Source organism: Stenotrophomonas rhizophila (assembly GCF_003651185.1).
In the GTDB taxonomy this organism is placed as follows: Bacteria; Pseudomonadota; Gammaproteobacteria; order Xanthomonadales; family Xanthomonadaceae; genus Stenotrophomonas; species Stenotrophomonas maltophilia_Z.
The window spans coordinates 391,689-408,482 of record NZ_RCDC01000006.1 but is presented as its reverse complement, the minus strand read 5'-3'; the positions used below and the strand labels follow the sequence as shown (position 1 = coordinate 408,482).

The window sequence follows — 16,794 nt, the reverse complement described above, 5'->3', positions numbered from 1 at the left end:
ACTCTCCCAGCTGCGTGATCTGTCCGTGGTGGTTGCCGATACCGGCGACTACGAGGCGATCAAGCGCTTGAAGCCGGTCGACTGCACGACCAACCCCACCCTGGTGAAGAAAGCGCTGGACCTGCCGGTATATGCCGATCTGATCGAGCGCGCGCTGGCCTGGGGCCGCGGGCAGGCGGGCGAACGCGAGACCATCGTGCACGCGGTGGCCGATCGCCTGACCGTGGGCGTGGGCACCCTGCTCAGCACGCTGGTGCCGGGCCGGGTCTCGACCGAGGTCGATGCCGACCAGGCACATGACACCGCGGCCACGGTGGCCAAGGCGCGCCAGTTCATCGCCATGTACGAAGCGGCCGGCGTGCCGCGCAGCAAGGTGCTGATCAAGATCGCGGCAACCTGGGAAGGCGTGGAAGCGGCGCGCCAGCTGCAGGCCGAAGGGATCGACTGCAACCTGACGCTGATCTTCAATCCGACCCAGGCGCTGGCCTGCAGCGAGGCCGGGGCGTTCCTGATCTCGCCGTTCGTGGGCCGCATCCTGGATTGGTACGTGGCCAACGGCCAGGCGCCGGCCAGCATCGATGAAGACCCGGGCGTGGTGTTCGTGCGCGGCGTGTATGCCGAGTTCAAGCGCCGCGGTTCGCCGACGGTGGTGATGGGCGCGTCGTTCCGTTCGACGGCGCAGATCGAGGCGCTGGCAGGCTGCGATCGCCTGACGATTTCACCGGATCTGCTGGAAAAGCTGGACGCCGATCACGGTGAGTTGCCGCGCAGGCTGGTGGCCGGTGCGGCCGAGTCTGTGCAGGTGACGCCGATCGATGGTGCGCGGTTTGCGGCGGATCTGGCGGCCGATCCGATGGCGACGGAGAAGCTGGCGAGCGGTATCGATGCGTTCGCCAAGGATCTGGAGGCGTTGCGGCAGACGATCCGCGAGCGGCTGTAAGCGCTGGCGGTTGGATGGCTGCACGACAAAAGGCCCCGCTCATGCGGGGCCTTTTGTTTTTGGCGCGTACGGCAACGGCAACGGCAACGGCTCACTCTCGTTGGGGTTGGCGCGGTGTGGGTGGGTTTGCTGGACGCGCCGTCGACACATGGCTGGTGCGTTGGGGAGAGCAGTAGCGCGGCGAGCCTAGGGCTGTCTGCTGGACCTGGTAGAGCCGACCGTTGGTCGGCTCTGGGGTATCAGGCGTCCACGCCGATGGGGCAGCTGACGCCAGTGCCGCCGATGCCGCAGTAGCCGTTGGGGTTCTTGGCCAGGTACTGCTGGTGGTAGTCCTCGGCGTAGTAGTACGCGGGCGCGGGGAAAACGATATCGGTGGTGATGGGGCCGTAACCGCTGTCGTTGAGGCGCTGCTGGTAGGCGTCGCGGCTGGTCAGAGCGGCGTCGTGCTGGGCCTGGGTGGTGGCGTGGATGGCGGAGCGGTACTGGGTGCCGGTGTCGTTGCCCTGGCGCATGCCCTGGGTGGGGTCGTGGCTTTCCCAGAAGACCTGGAGAAGGCGTTCGAGGGTGACGATGGCGGGGTCGTAGACGACCTCGACGATTTCGGTGTGCCCGGTGAGGCCGGAGCAGACTTCTTCGTAGGTGGGGTTCGGGGTGACGCCGCCGGCGTAGCCGACCGAGGTCGAGTAGACGCCCGGGATGGTCCAGAATTTGCGCTCCGCGCCCCAGAAACAGCCCATAGCGAAGCGGATGCGCTCCAGGCCGGTGAAGCTGTCTTTCAGCGGGTGGCTGTTGACGTAATGCTGGTTGTGCAGCAACGGCAGGGGCTGCTCGCGGCCGGGCAACGCTTCTTCCGGGCGCGGCAGGCGCTGCTTGAAGGCGCCGATGCCCAACAGACCGTTTCCAATACCCAACATGGCGTTCTCCTAGGCCGGCAACAGGCCGGCGCTTTCGTCTCCGTCGAATATGGGGTCGTCCGGGGCCGCGCCCAAGTCCAGCCGGGCGACGATGTCTTCCGCTTCGGGACGGGCCAGATCGGGGACACACACGCGCAGGACGCCGAACAGCGGGAGCTCGCCCATGCCACCCAGCAGCGATTCACCGAAGACGAAGGCGGGGATGCCGGCGTCCTCCAGGGCGTGTTTGACCAGATGGGCGTCGAACAGGTTATCGGCCTGGTAGATCACGTGCATGGATGGGCTCCGGAGGGCATGGGCCCAGCATACGCCCGGGGGCTGAAGGCGTGCCGACCCAGCGAAGGAGTCGGGTGGTGCCGGTCTGCGAAAGGCGTGCCGACCAACGGTCGGCACCTACCCGTTTAGCCTGTCGCCTTGCGACAGGCTAAACTGTTGGTCTTTCTGCCTTTTAACTGCGACCGCGCATCATGTCCGAGCCTACCGCCGCCCCCACCGACGCCCTTCCGGAAGCCCAGGAAAAACGGGATTTCATCCGTCAGATCGTCCGCGAGGACCTGGCCGCCGGCAAGCATGCCGCGATCAAGACGCGCTTCCCGCCCGAGCCCAACGGCTACCTGCACATCGGCCACGCCAAGTCGATCTGCCTGAACTTCGGCATCGCCGGTGAGTTCAACGGCGTGTGCAACCTGCGCTTCGACGACACCAACCCGGCCAAGGAAGATCCGGAGTACGTGGCCGCGATCCAGGATGACGTGCGCTGGCTGGGTTTTGAATGGAACGAGCTGCGCCATGCCTCGGATTACTTCGATGCCTACTACCTGGCCGCGCAGAAGCTGATCACCGATGGCAAGGCGTATGTGTGCGACCTGTCGGCCGAGGAAGTGCGCGCCTACCGCGGCACGCTCACCGAGCCGGGCCGTCCGTCGCCGTTCCGCGACCGTAGCGTCGAAGAGAACCTGGATCTGTTCCGCCGCATGCGCGCGGGCGAGTTCCCGGATGGTGCGCGCACCGTGCGCGCCAAGATCGACATGGCCAGCGGCAACATCAACCTGCGCGACCCGGCGCTGTACCGGATCAAGCATGTCGAACACCAGAACACCGGCACTGCGTGGCCGATCTACCCGATGTACGACTTCGCGCACGCGCTGGGCGATTCCATCGAAGGCATCACCCATTCGCTGTGCACGCTGGAGTTCGAAGATCACCGCCCGCTGTACGACTGGTGCGTGGACAACGTCGATTTCGCCCATCACGATGCACTGACCCAGCCGCTGGTCGATCGCGGCCTGCCGCGTGAAGCCGCCAAGCCGCGCCAGATCGAATTCTCGCGGTTGAACATCAACTACACGGTGATGAGCAAGCGCAAGCTGATGGCGCTGGTCACCGAGCAGCTGGTGGATGGCTGGGAGGATCCGCGCATGCCGACCCTGCAGGGCCTGCGTCGTCGTGGCTATACCCCGGCCGCGATGCGCCTGTTCGCCGAGCGCGTGGGCATCAGCAAGCAGAACTCGCTGATCGATTTCAGCGTGCTCGAAGGCGCGCTGCGCGAAGACCTCGACAGTGCTGCCGCACGCCGCATGGCGGTGGTCGATCCGGTCAAGCTGGTGCTGACCAACCTGCCCGAGGGTCACGAAGAGACCCTGACCTTCTCCAACCACCCCAAGGACGAGGCGTTCGGGACCCGCGAAGTACCGTTCGCACGTGAGCTGTGGATCGAGCGCGAGGATTTCGCTGAAGTCCCGCCAAAGGGCTGGAAGCGCCTGGTGCCCGGCGGCGAAGTGCGCCTGCGCGGGGCCGGCATCATCCGCTGCGATGACGTGATCAAGGATGCCGACGGCACCATCACCGAACTGCGTGGCTGGCTGGATCCGGAATCGCGCCCGGGCATGGAAGGCGCCAACCGCAAGGTCAAGGGCACCATCCATTGGGTCAGCGCCGTGCACGCGGTGCCGGCCGAGATCCGCCTGTACGACCGTCTGTTCTCGGTGGCCAACCCGGACGACGAATCCGAGGGCAAGACCTACCGCGATTACCTCAATCCGGACTCGCGCCGCACCGTCACCGGCTATGTCGAGCCGGCCGCAGCCACTGCGGCCCCGGAGCAGTCGTTCCAGTTCGAGCGGACCGGCTACTTCGTCGCCGATCGCCGCGATCACACCGCGGCAACGCCGGTGTTCAACCGCAGCGTGACCCTGCGCGATACCTGGTCGGCGTAAGCTGCACCCGGCCGGTGCCAGGCACCGGCCGCCCGATCTCACCTGCGCAGCCCTGCCATGGCAGGGCCTGCGCTCCAGCTCCCCTGCGACCGGCGCAGCCCTGCGCCGGCGTGCGCGTGGCCGTGTTCAGCGCGGGCACGGCATCCCTACGCGCGGCCCGATACACTGCCGCTGCGCCATCTTTGAAGAGGTTCATGTCCCGATGCTGTACGCGCAAGTCCATCTCACCCTGCCCGCCTGGATCCACGACCAGATCGATCTGGGCCGTGTCTATCCCGAGGATGCCGACAAGGTCGCGCTGGCGATCGAATTGTCGCGCCTGAATGTCGAGGCGCAGACCGGTGGCCCGTTCGGCGCCGTGGTGTTTGGGCCGGACCATCGTGTGATCGCCGCCGGCGTGAACCGCGTGGTCCCGCATACGACCTCGCTGGCGCACGCCGAGAACATGGCCTACATGCTGGCCCAGCAACGCCTGCAGACCCCGCGCCTGAACGATGTGCTGTCGCCGATCACCCTGGCGACCTCCTCCCAGCCGTGCTGCCAGTGTTACGGCGCCACCATCTGGGCCGGTATCGATCGGCTGCTGATCGGTGCCAGCGCGCAGGACGTGGAAGAACTGACCCCGTTCGACGAGGGTCCGCTGCCGGCGGACTGGGTCGGCGAACTCAACACGCGTGGCATCGAGGTCGTGCGCGACATCGAGCGCGACGCTGCACGCGCGGTCCTGCGCCAGTACGGAGAGATCAACGGTGCCCATTACTGATATCCGCGCTTCGGGCGCGATGCGATGAGCGGCCTGCTGTGTCTGTGCCGCCAGGGCTTTGAACCGGAACTGGCCGCCGAGCTGTCCGAGCGCGCGGCGTATGCCAACGTCGCCGGCTATGCGCGCACCCAGCGCAATGACGGCTACGTGGTGTTCGTCACCGAGGAAGGTGCGGCGTTGTCCAAGGCCTTGTCCTGGCGCTCGCTGATCTTCGCCCGGCAGAAGCTGCAGGTGCTGGCCGAGCTGCCGCAGCTCGATGCCGCCGACCGCATCACCCCGATCATTGCCGCGCTTCAGGGGCAGCAACGCTTCGGCGACATGTGGGTCGAGCATCCGGACTCGGATGAAGGCAAGCCGCTGGCCGGCCTGGCCCGCGCATTCGGCAATGCACTGCGCCCGGCGCTGCGCAAGGCCGGCCTGCTGACCGACAAGCCGAACACCGGCCTGCCGCGCCTGCACATCGTGTTCGTCGATGGTCGCCATGCGTTTGTCTGCGTGGCCGATACCCGCGACAGCGCGCCGTGGCCGCTGGGCATCCCGCGCCTGAAGCTGCTGCCCGATGCGCCTTCGCGCTCGGCGCTGAAGCTGGATGAAGCCCTGCTCACCCTGATGACGCCGGAAGAGCGCGAGCTGCTGGTCAAGCCGGGCATGCGCGCGGCCGATCTGGGCGCTGCACCGGGTGGCTGGACGTGGGTGTTGACCCGCCAGCACGTGAAGGTGATCAGCGTGGACAACGGCCCGTTGCGCGAGCATGTGCTGGAGACCGGCCTGGTTGAACATCTGCGCGCCGATGGCTTCCACTGGCAGCCGGAGACCCCGCTGGACTGGATGGTCTGCGACATGGTCGAACAGCCGCGCCGCGTGGCCGAGCGCATGGCCACCTGGTTCCGCGAGGGCTGGTGCAAGCATGCGATCTTCAACCTCAAGCTGCCGATGAAAAAGCGCTGGGATGAAACCCGCCTGTGCCTGGAGCTGTTCCAGGAGCAGGCCGGCAAACCGCTGCACCTGCGCGCCAAGCAGCTGTATCACGACCGCGAAGAAATCACGGTGCTGGCTTCGCCGCTGCGCTGACCCACGCGCACCACCGGTAGCGCCGGGCCATGCCCGGCTGGCCGCGCAACGCGCGGCAATGATCGAAGCACGCGCCGGGCACCCGGCGCCCCCACTTCAGATATACGGAGTTCCCATGCGACGCATATCCAGCCTCACCGTGCTGCTGTCCCTGCTGCCCACGCTCGCCCTGGCCCAGGTCCGCACCCCGCCGCCGGCGGTCAGCGAACCGCTGCGCGAGGTGCCGGCCAGCGTGCGCGCGCAGCCGCTCTCGCAGGGAGAGGTGACCCATCAGGTGACGCTGGCCGCACCGGCCGGCGAAGCCGCGGTGACGGTGCGTTCGGTGCAGCCGGTGAGCGTGGTCGGTCAGTACCGCATCGCGTTCGCGGCGCTGGATGTCGACGGCGATGGCTTCATCAGCCGCGCCGAGGCGCAGGCCAACCCGGCGCTGGCCGATGAATTCAACGCGCTGGACGTGAAGCGGCGCGGCACGCTGGACCGCGCCGATCTGGCCGGCTGGCTGATCGACTGAGCGCGCCGGTCACAGCCCCGCCGCGCGTTTCCAGAACATCGATACCAGCGGCGGCAGCTTTCCGGCGCAGCCCAGCGCGCGACCGCGCGCCAAGGTCAGGTGCATCTCATCATTGGAGAACACCGTGTTGATCGCATCGAAGCTGTACGCAGCGACGGTGTTTTCACTGCGGCGCTCGCGTGCCCAGCGCTGCAGCCGGTGCGGTGACATCCAATCCTGGCGGCGCTGCTGTGCGGCCAGCACCATCGTCCGCAACGCGGCGACATCGCGCAGGCCCAGATTGACGCCCTGCCCGGCCAACGGATGCACCACATGCGCCGCATCGCCGAGCGCGAGCACGCGGCCAGCGACGTAGCCGGTCGCCAATTGGCGGCGCAGCGGGAAGGCCGCGCGCCTGGAGGCCAGGGTCATCGCCCCCAGCCGCCCGGCAAAGGCATGGGTGAGCTCACGGCCGAAGGCGGCCTCGTCGAGTGCCAGCACGCGCTCGGCCTCGGCCTCGGGCAGCGTCCACACGATCGAACTGCGCTGCGCGCTGATCGGCAGGACCGCCAGCGGGCCGGTCACCAGGAAGCGCTGCCACGCCGTGGCTTCATTGTTCTTTTCGGTATCCACGTAGGCAACCACGCCACGCTGGCCGTAATCCTGGCGGGTCACCTCCAGCCCGGCCAGGCGGCGCAGGGTGGATTCGGCCCCGTCGGCGGCGATCGCCAGCGACGCGTCGAGCCGACGGCCGTCGTCCAGGCGCAGGCGTACCCCGTTGGCGTCCTGCTCCAGCGCTTCCACCCGCGCCGGGCAGCACAGCTGCACGCCGGCCGCGGGCAGTGCCGCCCACAAGCGGTCCACCAGCAGATCGTTCTCGACGATCCAGCCCAGGTGTTCGCGGCCGAGCGTATCGGCATCGAAACGCAGTTCATCGCCGCCGGCCGCATCCCAGACCCGCATGCGGCGGTAGGCACAGGCGCGTGCGGCAGTCACCGCCGGCCACACGCCGAGCGCGGCCAGCAGCTGGGCGTTGTCCGGCGCGAACGCATACACGCGCAGATCCGGTTGCTGCGGCTGCCAGGCGGCTGGCTCGCGACCTTCGACCAGCGTCACCGTCAACCCGGCATCGGCCAACGCCAAGGCACAGGCCGCGCCGACCACGCCGCCGCCGACCACCACGACATCCTGCGGGCGCCGGCTCACAGGCCGGCTCCGCGGCACAGCGCCGGCACCTGGCCACGGAAGCCCATCGCGCCGCCGACCAGCATCGACTGCATCGGCGTCGCCTGCGCAGCCAGCAAGCCGAGCGACCGCAAGGGCCGCATCAGTGGCGCCGGGTTGCTGGTCAGGCGTGCCAGACCGCCGGAGAAGGCGATGGTCTGCTCGCGGTCTTCCAGACGTCGTGCCACATGTTCGCGCAGCAACGCATCGCTGCCGGCATCGTCAGCCCCGGCGACCAGCTCGGCCAGGGTCAGCGCATCGCGCAGGCCCAGGTTGAAGCCCTGTGCGCCCAGCGGATGGATGGTCTGCGCGGCATTGCCAAGCAGGACGGCGCGCTCGCCGACCAACGCCTGCGACAACACTTGGATCAACGGATACGCGCTGCGCGGCCCGCTCTCCAGCAGGCGGCCGGCACGCCAGCCGATCGCGCTCTGCAGGCGGCTCACCCAGCCGGCATCGTCCAGCGCCATCACCGCCTCGGCCTGATCGCGGGCAACGCCGTGCACCGCGCCGAAGTGACGATCACCCCGTGGCAGCAACGCGGTCGGGCCGGTGTCGGTGAAGCGCTCGTACGCGGTGCCGTCCGGCGCACGGGCGGCACGCACCCGCGACACAAACAGGGTCTGTCGGAAATCATGCTCGTCCACGCCGATGCCCAGCGCGTCGCGCACGCCACTGCGGGTGCCATCGGCACCCACCACCAGGCGGGCCGACAGGCAGCGCTCACCGCTGTCATCGGCGATGAACACCTGGCGGTAGCCGTCCACCGTGGCGCCCAGGCGCACGAACCGGGCCGGACGATAGCGGGTCAGATGGGTCAGCGTCTGCAGCCGCGCCTCCAGCGCCTGGCCGAAATCGCGGGCCACGACCACCTGGCCGAACCACGGGCGCTGGTACTGCGCGGCCTCCATCTGCACCCGGCCGAAATCGCCGGCACGGCTGACATGGATACGGGTGATCGCGCCCGGCGCAGCGGCCAGCGCCTGCATCACGCCCAGCGCGGTCAGCGCATTGACGGTGGCCGCAGCAAAGCTGAGGTTGCGCTGGTCGAACACCGCCGGCAGCGTACCCAGCGGCGAGGCCTCGACCAGGCCGACATCGCGGCCGGCACGGTCCAGGGCAATGGCCAGGCTGGCACCGACCAGCCCGCCACCTACGATCACTACATCATGTCGTTCACTCATGCCCGCCATGATAAGGGTTCGCCCGTTCCGGCGGCGTGCGGCGGGCTGCCGCAGCAGGCGCTAGAATGAATGCCTGCCCTTACCCGTCACCGCCATGACCTCCACTGCCCAACGCGCCTTCGTCCTGTCCGTGCTCGTGCTGCTGATGGCGGCGACCCGGGTCAATCATTTCGCGGCGATTCCGGATGCGTCCTGGGCGGTGTTCTTCATCGGCGGCTTCTACCTGCGCCAGTGGACCCGCTGGGCGTTCCCGCTGCTGATGGCGTTGGCGGTAGTGGTCGACTGGATCGTGATCCGCCGCAGTGGCCTGGATTTCTGGCAGCACTACTGCGTCTCCCCCGGCTACTGGATGCTGCTGCCGGCGTACTTCGCCATGTGGGGCGGCGGCATGCTGCTGCGCGGCGGCTATCACGGTGCCACCTGGGCCGCGCTGGGCAAGGGCGCGCTGTTGCTGGTCGCGGCGGTGGCGGTCTGCCATCTGTTCGCCCAGGGCGGCTTCTACTGGACCAGTGACAACGTGGCCGCCCCCACCCTCGGTGGCTGGGCGAAAAACTACAGCGACTGGTTCCTGCCCTACCTGCGCACCGCCGCGGTCTACGTCGGCCTGGCCGCCGCCCTGCAGCTGGCGACCGAACAGGTCGGCAAGCTGCTGCAGGCGCGCCGCGACGTGCTGCACTGAGCGCGGCAGGGTTCCCCGATGGGCAACCGCCTTTCCCGTATCTATACGTGCACCGGTGACGATGGCAGTACCGGGCTGGGCGATGGCAGCCGCGTGGCCAAGGACGACGCCCGCGTCGCCGCCTACGGTACGGTCGATGAGGCCAACTCTGCGCTCGGGGTGCTGCTCGCGGCACCGCTGCCCGACGACGTCCGCGCCCTGCTGACGGTGATCCAGCATCAGCTGTTCGATCTGGGCGGCGAGCTGTGCATTCCCGGCCATGCCGCCATCCACGCCGCCGACATCCAGGCGCTGGAGCAGCAGCTGGACCACTACAACGCCGATCTACCGGTGTTGAAGGAATTCATCCTGCCGGCCGGTGGCGAAGCGGCCGCCCGCTGCCACCTGGCCCGCACCATCGTGCGCCGGGCCGAGCGTGAGACGGTCACGCTGGCGCGCCGGGAGACGGTCCGCCCGGAAGCGCTGCACTACCTCAACCGCCTGTCGGACCTGCTGTTCGTGCTCGCGCGCGTGCTGGCCCGCGCCGACGGCCACGGCGAGGTGCTCTGGCGCCACGAGCGCCGCCACGCCTGAGCGGCCCTGCCGCCCCACCCGGATATCCTGCCCGCATGCTGGTTTTCCCCCCCCCCGCCTGTCTGCAACACGATCCCGGCCGGGGCCACCCCGAATGCCCGGCGCGCCTGCAGGGCGTGCTCGATGCGCTCAAGGCGGCCTATCCGGACCAGCTGGACTGGCGGCAGGCGCCCCCGGCCAAGCTCGGTGAGCTGGCCCGGGTCCATGACAGCGAACTGATCGACCTGGTCCTCACGCCGCAGACCGAGCCGCTGCGGCTGATCGACATGGACACCATGACCTCGCCCGGCTCGGCCAGTGCGGCCCTTCACGCGGCCGGTGCCGGCGTGGCGGCGGTCGATGCGGTGATGCTCGGCGAAGACCCGGTCGCGTTCTGCGCCGTGCGCCCGCCGGGCCACCATGCCAGCGCCAACACGGCGATGGGCTTCTGCCTGTTCAACAACATCGCCATCGCCGCGGCCTATGCCCGCGACCGCTATGGACTGGAGCGGATCGCCATCGTCGATTTCGACGTGCACCACGGCAACGGCACCCAGGACATCTTCATCGCCGATCCCGGGGTGGCCTACTACAGCACCCACCAGGCCGGGTTGTTCCCCAATTCCGGCCTTCGCCGCGACCGTGGGGCCGGCAACCTGATGAACATCCTGCTGCCCCCGGGCAGCGGCGGCTTCCGCTTCCGCAACACCTGGGCCGACGAGATGCTGCCGGCCATCGATGATTTCCGCCCGCAGCTGCTGCTGATCTCGGCCGGCTTCGATGCGCACATGCGCGACCCGCAGGCCGACCTGATGCTGGAAACCGAGGATTTCGCCTGGATCACCGCCGAGCTGCGCGGGCTCGCCCGCCGCCACGGCGCCGGCCGGATCGTCTCCATGCTCGAGGGCGGATACGACCTGCAGGCCTTGGCCGAGTGCAGCGTGGCGCACGTCGGCGAGCTGCGCTGAGGCGGCCCGGCCCGGGTTGCGAATGAACCCGGCCCCCTGCATCGGCGCGACCTTCATTGCCCCTATGCAAGGGATGGGGCAAGCTACGATCCGTTTTCTCCCGAATCCGATACCGCGTGCGCCGAGCCCTCCGCCTGCTGCCTCTCCCCCTCAGTATCGCCATCTGCTTGCCGGCCCTGGCCGACGACAAGCCGGTCAACTGGGGCCTGTGCCCGGTAACCGACGTGCTGCCCGTGTTCGACGATGCGCCCAAGGCCGACAAAGCCGCGGCCGCCACGCGTGGCCAGCAGCCGACCGATATCGAGGGTGACCAACTTTCCGGTACCTCCGTGGTGCCCAACTACCAGGGCAATGTCGCGCTCAAGCGTGGCGACCAGTTCCTGGGGACCGACAACCTGAGCTTCGATACCGAGAGCGGCAATTACGTCGCCGAGGGCAACGTCCGCTACCAGGACTCCTCGATCCGGATGAAGGCCCGTCGTGCCGAGGGCAACCAGGAAAGCGATACCCACAAGATCAGCGACATCCAGTACCAGCTGGTGTCCCGCCGGGGCAATGGCGGTGCCGAGTCAATCGACCTGCAGGGCGCGGTGGGCCAGATGCATCGCTCCACCTACACCACCTGCGATCCCTCGCAGCCGGTGTGGAAGCTCTCGGCACCGCAGATCGAGGTCGATAACGACGCCGGCTTCGGCACGGCGCGCAACGCGGTGCTGCGCATCGGCAAGGTGCCGGTGCTGTGGGCGCCGTACTTCAAGTTCCCGATCGACGACCGCCGCCAGACCGGCCTGCTCTACCCGCAGATCGGCCTGTCCGGCCGCAACGGCTTCGACTACACCCAGCCGATCTATCTGAATCTGGCGCCGAACTTCGACGACACGCTGATGCCGCGCTACATGAGCAAGCGCGGTTTCATGCTGGACAACGAATTCCGCTATCTCTACGACGGCGGCCGCGGCGAGCTGCTGACCGCCTACCTGCCCAACGACAAGCTGCGCGACAAAGATCGCGGCCGCGTGGAATTCAGCGGGTACCACAACATCAACGCCAACTGGCAGGCCCGTGCCAGCCTGGCCTGGGTCAGCGATGAGCGCTATCTGGAGGATTTCTCCAACCGGCTGCTCGGCGTGACCACCTCAAACCTGCAGAGCCAGATCGGCATCTACGGTACCGGTGAGAACTGGACCGGCGGCCTGATGGCCGACTATTGGCAGCTCACCGATTACACGCTGACCGAAACGTCCCTGCCGTATGCCCGCCAGCCGCGCCTGTTCGTCAACTGGGACAAGCCGCTGCTGCCGTGGCTGGAAACCGGCGTGTATGCCGAAGCGGTGAACTTCACCCATCTGGACGTGCACGAGAAGTTCGGCGTGGAACAGGAATACGAGCGCACCGGCGTGTCACGCGCCGTGGATGGCGGCTCACGCCTGGACGTCAAGCCGTATGTCTCGATGCCGTTCAGCGGCGCGGCCTGGTATGTCACCCCGACCCTGGCCTACCGCTACACCGGGTATGACCTGGAGCGCGGGCTGGCCGATGACATCCGCCGGCAGAACCTGATCGCGGCCGGTATCGATCCGGCCACCGCGACCCCGGACCAGCTGCGCGGCAACACCTCGCCGAGCCGCAGCCTGCCGATCGGCACCATCGACGCCGGCCTGTTCTTCGACCGCGAGACCACCATCGGCGACACTCGCTTCCTGCACACACTGGAACCGCGCCTGTTCTACCTGCGTACGCCTTACCGCGACCAGAGCGACCTGCCGGTGTTCGATACGCGTGACTTCACCTTCAGCTGGGGCCAGCTGTTCCGCGATTCGCGCTACTCCGGCGCCGATCGCCAGAATGACGCCAACCAGCTGACCATGGCGGTGAGCACCCGCTTCATCGACCAGGACACCGGCAAAGAGCGCTTCTCGGGGAGCCTCGGCCAGATCCTGTACTTCGATGATTCGCGGGTCACGCTCAACAGCAGTGAAACGCCGGTCGAGCAGGGCAAGTCGGCCTGGATCGCCGATACGAACTACATGATCAACGACCGCTGGACCCTGGGCGCCACCTATCAGTGGGATCCCAAGTACAAGCGTGAGGATCTGGCCAGCGTGCGCGCGCGCTACCTCATGTCCAACGACGGCATCGTCAACCTGACCTACCGCAGCCGCTTGAATCCCCAGGCCTCGACCACGGCGACCCGCCGCGACCGGACGCTGCTGGAGCAGGCCGACCTGTCCTTCCTGTACCCGCTGAACGAGCGCTGGAGCCTGGTCGGACGCTATTACTACTCCATCCAGGACCGCGCCCCGCTGGAAATCATCGGTGGCGTGCAGTGGGACAGCTGCTGTCTGGCCGTTCGCGCCATCGCCCGCCGCTACGTGCGCAATCGCGAAGGTGAACTCAACAACTCCTTCCAGATCGAGTTCGTGCTCAAGGGCCTGAGCTCCATCGGCCAGAACACGGACCGCACCTTGCGCCGTGCTATTCTCGGGTACTACCGAGACGACCTCTATCTGGTGCCGCCCAGCAACACCGGTGCAGCCCGCGACGACTACGATCCGAATCAGATCCCATGACCAAGACCCTTCCCGTACTCCTCGCCTCCCTGCTGGCGGTCTCCTCCGCGACGGCCCCGTTGCAGGTGCTGGCCCAGCAGGGTCAGCCGCTGGACCGCATCGCGGCGATCGTCGATGAGGACGTCGTGCTGCAGAGCGAACTGGACCGCGCCGTCCAGAACATCAAGGCCCAGTACGCCGGTCGTGAAAACCAGCTGCCGCCCGATGATGTGCTCAGCCGCCAGGTGCTCGAGCGCCTGGTGCTGGTGAAGCTGCAGGTGGCGCGTGCCGAGAGCAGTGGCATCAAGGTCAGCGATCAGGAACTGAACCAGGCCATCAACGCCATCGCCCAGCAGAACGGCTCCACCCTGGATGCCCTGCGCCAGCGTCTGGCCAGCGATGGCCTGGATTTCAACGATTTCCGCGATTCGGTGCGTGACGAGATCACCGTCCAGCGCCTGCGCCAGAGCTTCGCGCAGAGCCGCATCACCGTCAGCGAAGGCGAAGTGGATGGCGCGCTCAAGCAGCAGGCCACCGTGGGCACCCAGTACCACCTGGCCCACATCCTGATCGGCCTGCCGGAAGGCGCCACCGCCGAGCAGATCACCACCGGCCAGAAGAAGGCCGATGGCGTCAAGGCGCTGCTGGACAAGGGCGAGATCGACTTCAACGCCGCCGCCGTCCGTTATTCGGACAGCCCCAACGCGCTGGAAGGCGGCGACCTGGGCTGGCGTTCGCTGGATGAAATCCCGAATGCCTTCGCGCAGATGATGAAAGAGATGAAGTCCGGCGACGTGGTCGGCCCGCTGCGTGGCCCCAGTGGCTTCCAGCTGCTGAAGCTGGTCGAGGTGCGTGATGCCAGCGCGGCCGCTGACGGCGGTCACACCATCACCGAATACCACGCCCGTCATATCCTGGTCCGCATCACCGACCAGCAGGACAATGCCGCGGCCAAGGCCAAGATCGACACCCTGCGTGCCCGCATCGCCGGCGGCGCCGAGTTCGATGCAGTGGCCAAGGAATCCTCGGAAGACAACAACAGCAAGGGCCAGGGCGGCGATCTGGGCTGGTTCCCGGCCGATGCCTTCGGCCCGGATTTCGGCAAGCAGGTTGAGGGCATCACCGACGGCGGCGTGAGCCCGCCGTTCCGTACCGATGCCGGCTGGCACATCGTCCAGCGCGTCGCCACGCGCCAGACCGATGCCACCACCGACAACCAGCGCGCCCAGATCCGTGAAACGATCGGCCGCCGCAAGCTGGAGGAAGAGTACAACCGCTTCCTGCAGGAACTGCGTGGCGAAGCCTACGTGGATATGCGCGGCTATGCCCCGGGTGCCGCGGCGACCACGCCGCCGCAGTCCTGATCCATGCTCCCGCAGCTCGCGCTGGTACCGGGCGAGCCGGCGGGGATCGGCCCGGAGCTCTGCCTCCGTCTGATCCAGCAGCCGCGCACCGATTGCCGGCTGCTGGCCTTCGCCGACCCGGACACGCTGCAGGCTGCCGCCGCTGCGCTGTCGCTGCCCCTGCAGCTCCTGCCTGAAGACACCATCGCCCGTCAGCCGGGCGATCTGCCGTTGCGCGCGGTCCCCAATGCCGTGCCCTCGCGCTTCGGCACGCCGGATCCAGCCAACGCCGGGGCCGTGATCGGCGCACTGCGCCAGGCCGGGCAGGCCTGCCTGTCCGGTGAACTTGCTGGCGTGGTCACCGGCCCGGTGCACAAGGCGGTCATCAACGAGGGCGGCATCGCCTACAGCGGCACCACCGAACTGCTGGCCGACCAGGCCCGCACCCCGGTGGTGATGATGCTCGCCAATGACATCGTCCGGGTCGCCCTGGCCACCACCCACCTGCCGTTGCGCGCGGTGGCCGATGCGATCACGGCCGATGGCCTGGCACTCACCCTGAAGATCATCCACGACGCCCTGCAGCGCGATTTCGGGCTGGCCTCGCCGCGCATCGCCGTGCTCGGGCTCAACCCGCACGCCGGCGAAGACGGTCATCTGGGGCGCGAAGAACTGGACCTGATCATCCCGCTGCTGGCGCGCCTGCGCGCCCAGGGCATGGACCTGGCCGGGCCGCTGCCGGCCGACACCGCCTTCCTGCCGGCCAAGCTGGCCGGGTTCGACACGGTGCTGGCCATGTACCACGACCAGGGCCTGCCGGTGCTCAAGTACAGCGGCTTCGAGCAGGCCGTCAACATCACCCTGGGCCTGCCCTACCCGCGCGTCGCGGTCGACCATGGCACCGCCCTGGATCTGGCCGGCCGCGGCCTGGCCGACCCGTCCAGCCTCCTCGCTGCCACCGCGCTGTGTGCCCGGCTGGCGCGCCAACGTACACTGGTGCCATGACTTCTTCGTATTCCTCCTCCGGCGCGCCCGGTTTTTCCGGCCCCGCCAAGAAGCAGCTCGGCCAGCACTTCCTCGCCGACCGCAGCTACATCGACAAGATCGTGCTGGCGGTCAGCCCGAAAGACGGCGACCGCCTGGTCGAGATCGGCCCGGGCCAGGGCGCGATCACCTTGCCGCTGCTGCGCCGCCACCCGAAGCTGACCGTGATCGAGTTCGATCGGGATCTGGTCGGCCCGCTGGCCGCCGCCGCCGAACCGCTGGGCGAGATGACCATCATCCACCGCGACGTGCTGCAGGTGGACTTCACCGAGCTGGCTGCCGGCAGCCCGATCCGCCTGGTCGGCAACCTGCCCTACAACATCTCCTCGCCGATCCTGTTCCATGCGCTGGACCACGCCGCGATGATCACCGACATGCACTTCATGCTGCAGAAGGAAGTGGTCGACCGCATGGCCGCCGATCCGGGCAGCAAGGTGTATGGCCGGCTGAGCGTGATGCTGCAGGCGTTCTGCAAGGTGACCTCGCTGTTCGTGGTGCCGCCGGGTGCGTTCCGCCCGCCGCCCAAGGTCGATTCGGCGGTGGTGCGGCTGGTCCCGCGCGATCCGGCCACGGTCGGCATCCTGGACCGCAAGCGCTTCGCCCATGTGGTCAAGGCCGCCTTTGGTCAGCGCCGCAAGACCCTGCGCAACGCGCTGCAGAACGTGTGCACGCCCGAGCAGTTCGAAGCGGCCGGCGTGCGCAGCGATGCCCGCGCCGAGCAGCTGGACGTGGCGCAGTTCATCGCGCTGGCCAACGTCCCGTACGAGGCTGACGCGCCGCAAGGTTGAGCGCGCCACCTCGTGGCCAGCACCGGCCGCGCGCACGTGGAACCGCCTGACATCCATGACGGGGGCGCT

General features: G+C 68.1%; 16 protein-coding genes. 12 read left to right on the top strand and 4 right to left on the bottom strand.

Going from position 1 to position 16,794, the window contains the following annotated elements; all coding sequences use genetic code 11:
* Positions 1–940 (top strand): transaldolase (locus BCL79_RS15975; RefSeq protein WP_147433917.1); only part of this gene is annotated, 940 nt, incomplete at its 5' end.
* A 239-nt stretch (positions 941–1,179) separates the two neighbouring features.
* Here the strand turns inward: BCL79_RS15975 and msrA are convergent.
* Positions 1,180–1,833, bottom strand: a complete 654-nt coding sequence (msrA, locus tag BCL79_RS15970) for a peptide-methionine (S)-S-oxide reductase MsrA (RefSeq protein WP_183073807.1) — start codon at positions 1,831–1,833, stop codon at positions 1,180–1,182.
* 30 nt (positions 1,834–1,863) lie between these two features.
* Positions 1,864–2,130 carry a DUF2007 domain-containing protein gene (locus BCL79_RS15965; RefSeq protein ID WP_121042819.1) on the bottom strand — a complete coding sequence of 89 codons (267 nt, stop codon included), beginning with the start codon at positions 2,128–2,130 and terminating at the stop codon, positions 1,864–1,866.
* 191 nt (positions 2,131–2,321) lie between these two features.
* On the opposite strand from BCL79_RS15965, the gene BCL79_RS15960 reads away from it, so the two are divergent.
* From BCL79_RS15960 to BCL79_RS15945, 4 genes are all read left to right on the top strand, one after another.
* Positions 2,322–4,070 carry a glutamine--tRNA ligase/YqeY domain fusion protein gene (locus BCL79_RS15960; RefSeq protein ID WP_121042817.1) on the top strand — a complete coding sequence of 583 codons (1,749 nt, stop codon included), beginning with the start codon at positions 2,322–2,324 and terminating at the stop codon, positions 4,068–4,070.
* A gap of 202 nt (positions 4,071–4,272) precedes the next feature.
* Positions 4,273–4,833, top strand: a complete 561-nt coding sequence (locus BCL79_RS15955; protein WP_121042815.1) for a nucleoside deaminase — start codon at positions 4,273–4,275, stop codon at positions 4,831–4,833.
* 24 nt (positions 4,834–4,857) lie between these two features.
* Entirely contained in the window at positions 4,858–5,904 is a 1,047-nt protein-coding gene (rlmM, locus tag BCL79_RS15950; RefSeq protein WP_121042813.1) for a 23S rRNA (cytidine(2498)-2'-O)-methyltransferase RlmM, read from the top strand.
* A 115-nt stretch (positions 5,905–6,019) separates the two neighbouring features.
* Complete coding sequence (locus BCL79_RS15945) at positions 6,020–6,415, top strand: EF-hand domain-containing protein (RefSeq protein ID WP_121042811.1); 396 nt, start codon at positions 6,020–6,022, stop codon at positions 6,413–6,415.
* A 9-nt stretch (positions 6,416–6,424) separates the two neighbouring features.
* Here the strand turns inward: BCL79_RS15945 and BCL79_RS15940 are convergent, their stop codons facing one another.
* Positions 6,425–7,600 (bottom strand): UbiH/UbiF family hydroxylase, encoded by a 1,176-nt coding sequence (locus BCL79_RS15940; RefSeq protein WP_121042809.1) that lies wholly within the window; start codon positions 7,598–7,600, stop codon positions 6,425–6,427.
* Entirely contained in the window at positions 7,597–8,802 is a 1,206-nt protein-coding gene (gene ubiH, locus BCL79_RS15935) for a 2-octaprenyl-6-methoxyphenyl hydroxylase (protein WP_121042807.1), read from the bottom strand. The genes BCL79_RS15940 and ubiH overlap by 4 nt, the downstream gene beginning before the upstream one ends.
* A gap of 94 nt (positions 8,803–8,896) precedes the next feature.
* Here ubiH and BCL79_RS15930 point away from each other — a divergent pair, with 94 nt between their 5' ends.
* The 7 genes from BCL79_RS15930 (at position 8,897) to rsmA (ending at position 16,725) form a co-directional block, all read left to right on the top strand.
* Entirely contained in the window at positions 8,897–9,481 is a 585-nt protein-coding gene (locus BCL79_RS15930; RefSeq protein ID WP_121042805.1) for a hypothetical protein, read from the top strand.
* An 18-nt stretch (positions 9,482–9,499) separates the two neighbouring features.
* The gene (locus BCL79_RS15925) at positions 9,500–10,054 is read left to right on the top strand and encodes a cob(I)yrinic acid a,c-diamide adenosyltransferase (RefSeq protein ID WP_121042803.1); all 555 of its coding nucleotides are present in this window, start codon (positions 9,500–9,502) and stop codon (positions 10,052–10,054) included.
* Between the two features lie 35 nt (positions 10,055–10,089).
* A complete protein-coding gene (locus BCL79_RS15920; protein WP_121042801.1) occupies positions 10,090–11,001 on the top strand; it encodes a histone deacetylase family protein in 912 nt (303 codons plus the stop codon).
* Between the two features lie 116 nt (positions 11,002–11,117).
* On the top strand, positions 11,118–13,571 hold the full coding sequence (lptD, locus tag BCL79_RS15915) for an LPS-assembly protein LptD (protein WP_121042800.1): 2,454 nt from the start codon (positions 11,118–11,120) through the stop codon (positions 13,569–13,571).
* Positions 13,568–14,914 carry a peptidylprolyl isomerase gene (locus tag BCL79_RS15910; protein WP_121042798.1) on the top strand — a complete coding sequence of 449 codons (1,347 nt, stop codon included), beginning with the start codon at positions 13,568–13,570 and terminating at the stop codon, positions 14,912–14,914. Before lptD ends, BCL79_RS15910 begins: the two co-directional genes overlap by 4 nt.
* Before the next feature lie 3 nt (positions 14,915–14,917).
* Positions 14,918–15,898 carry a 4-hydroxythreonine-4-phosphate dehydrogenase PdxA gene (gene pdxA / locus BCL79_RS15905; RefSeq protein ID WP_121042796.1) on the top strand — a complete coding sequence of 327 codons (981 nt, stop codon included), beginning with the start codon at positions 14,918–14,920 and terminating at the stop codon, positions 15,896–15,898.
* Positions 15,895–16,725 carry a 16S rRNA (adenine(1518)-N(6)/adenine(1519)-N(6))-dimethyltransferase RsmA gene (gene rsmA / locus BCL79_RS15900; RefSeq protein WP_121042794.1) on the top strand — a complete coding sequence of 277 codons (831 nt, stop codon included), beginning with the start codon at positions 15,895–15,897 and terminating at the stop codon, positions 16,723–16,725. Before pdxA ends, rsmA begins: the two co-directional genes overlap by 4 nt.
* Positions 16,726–16,794 lie beyond the last annotated feature (69 nt).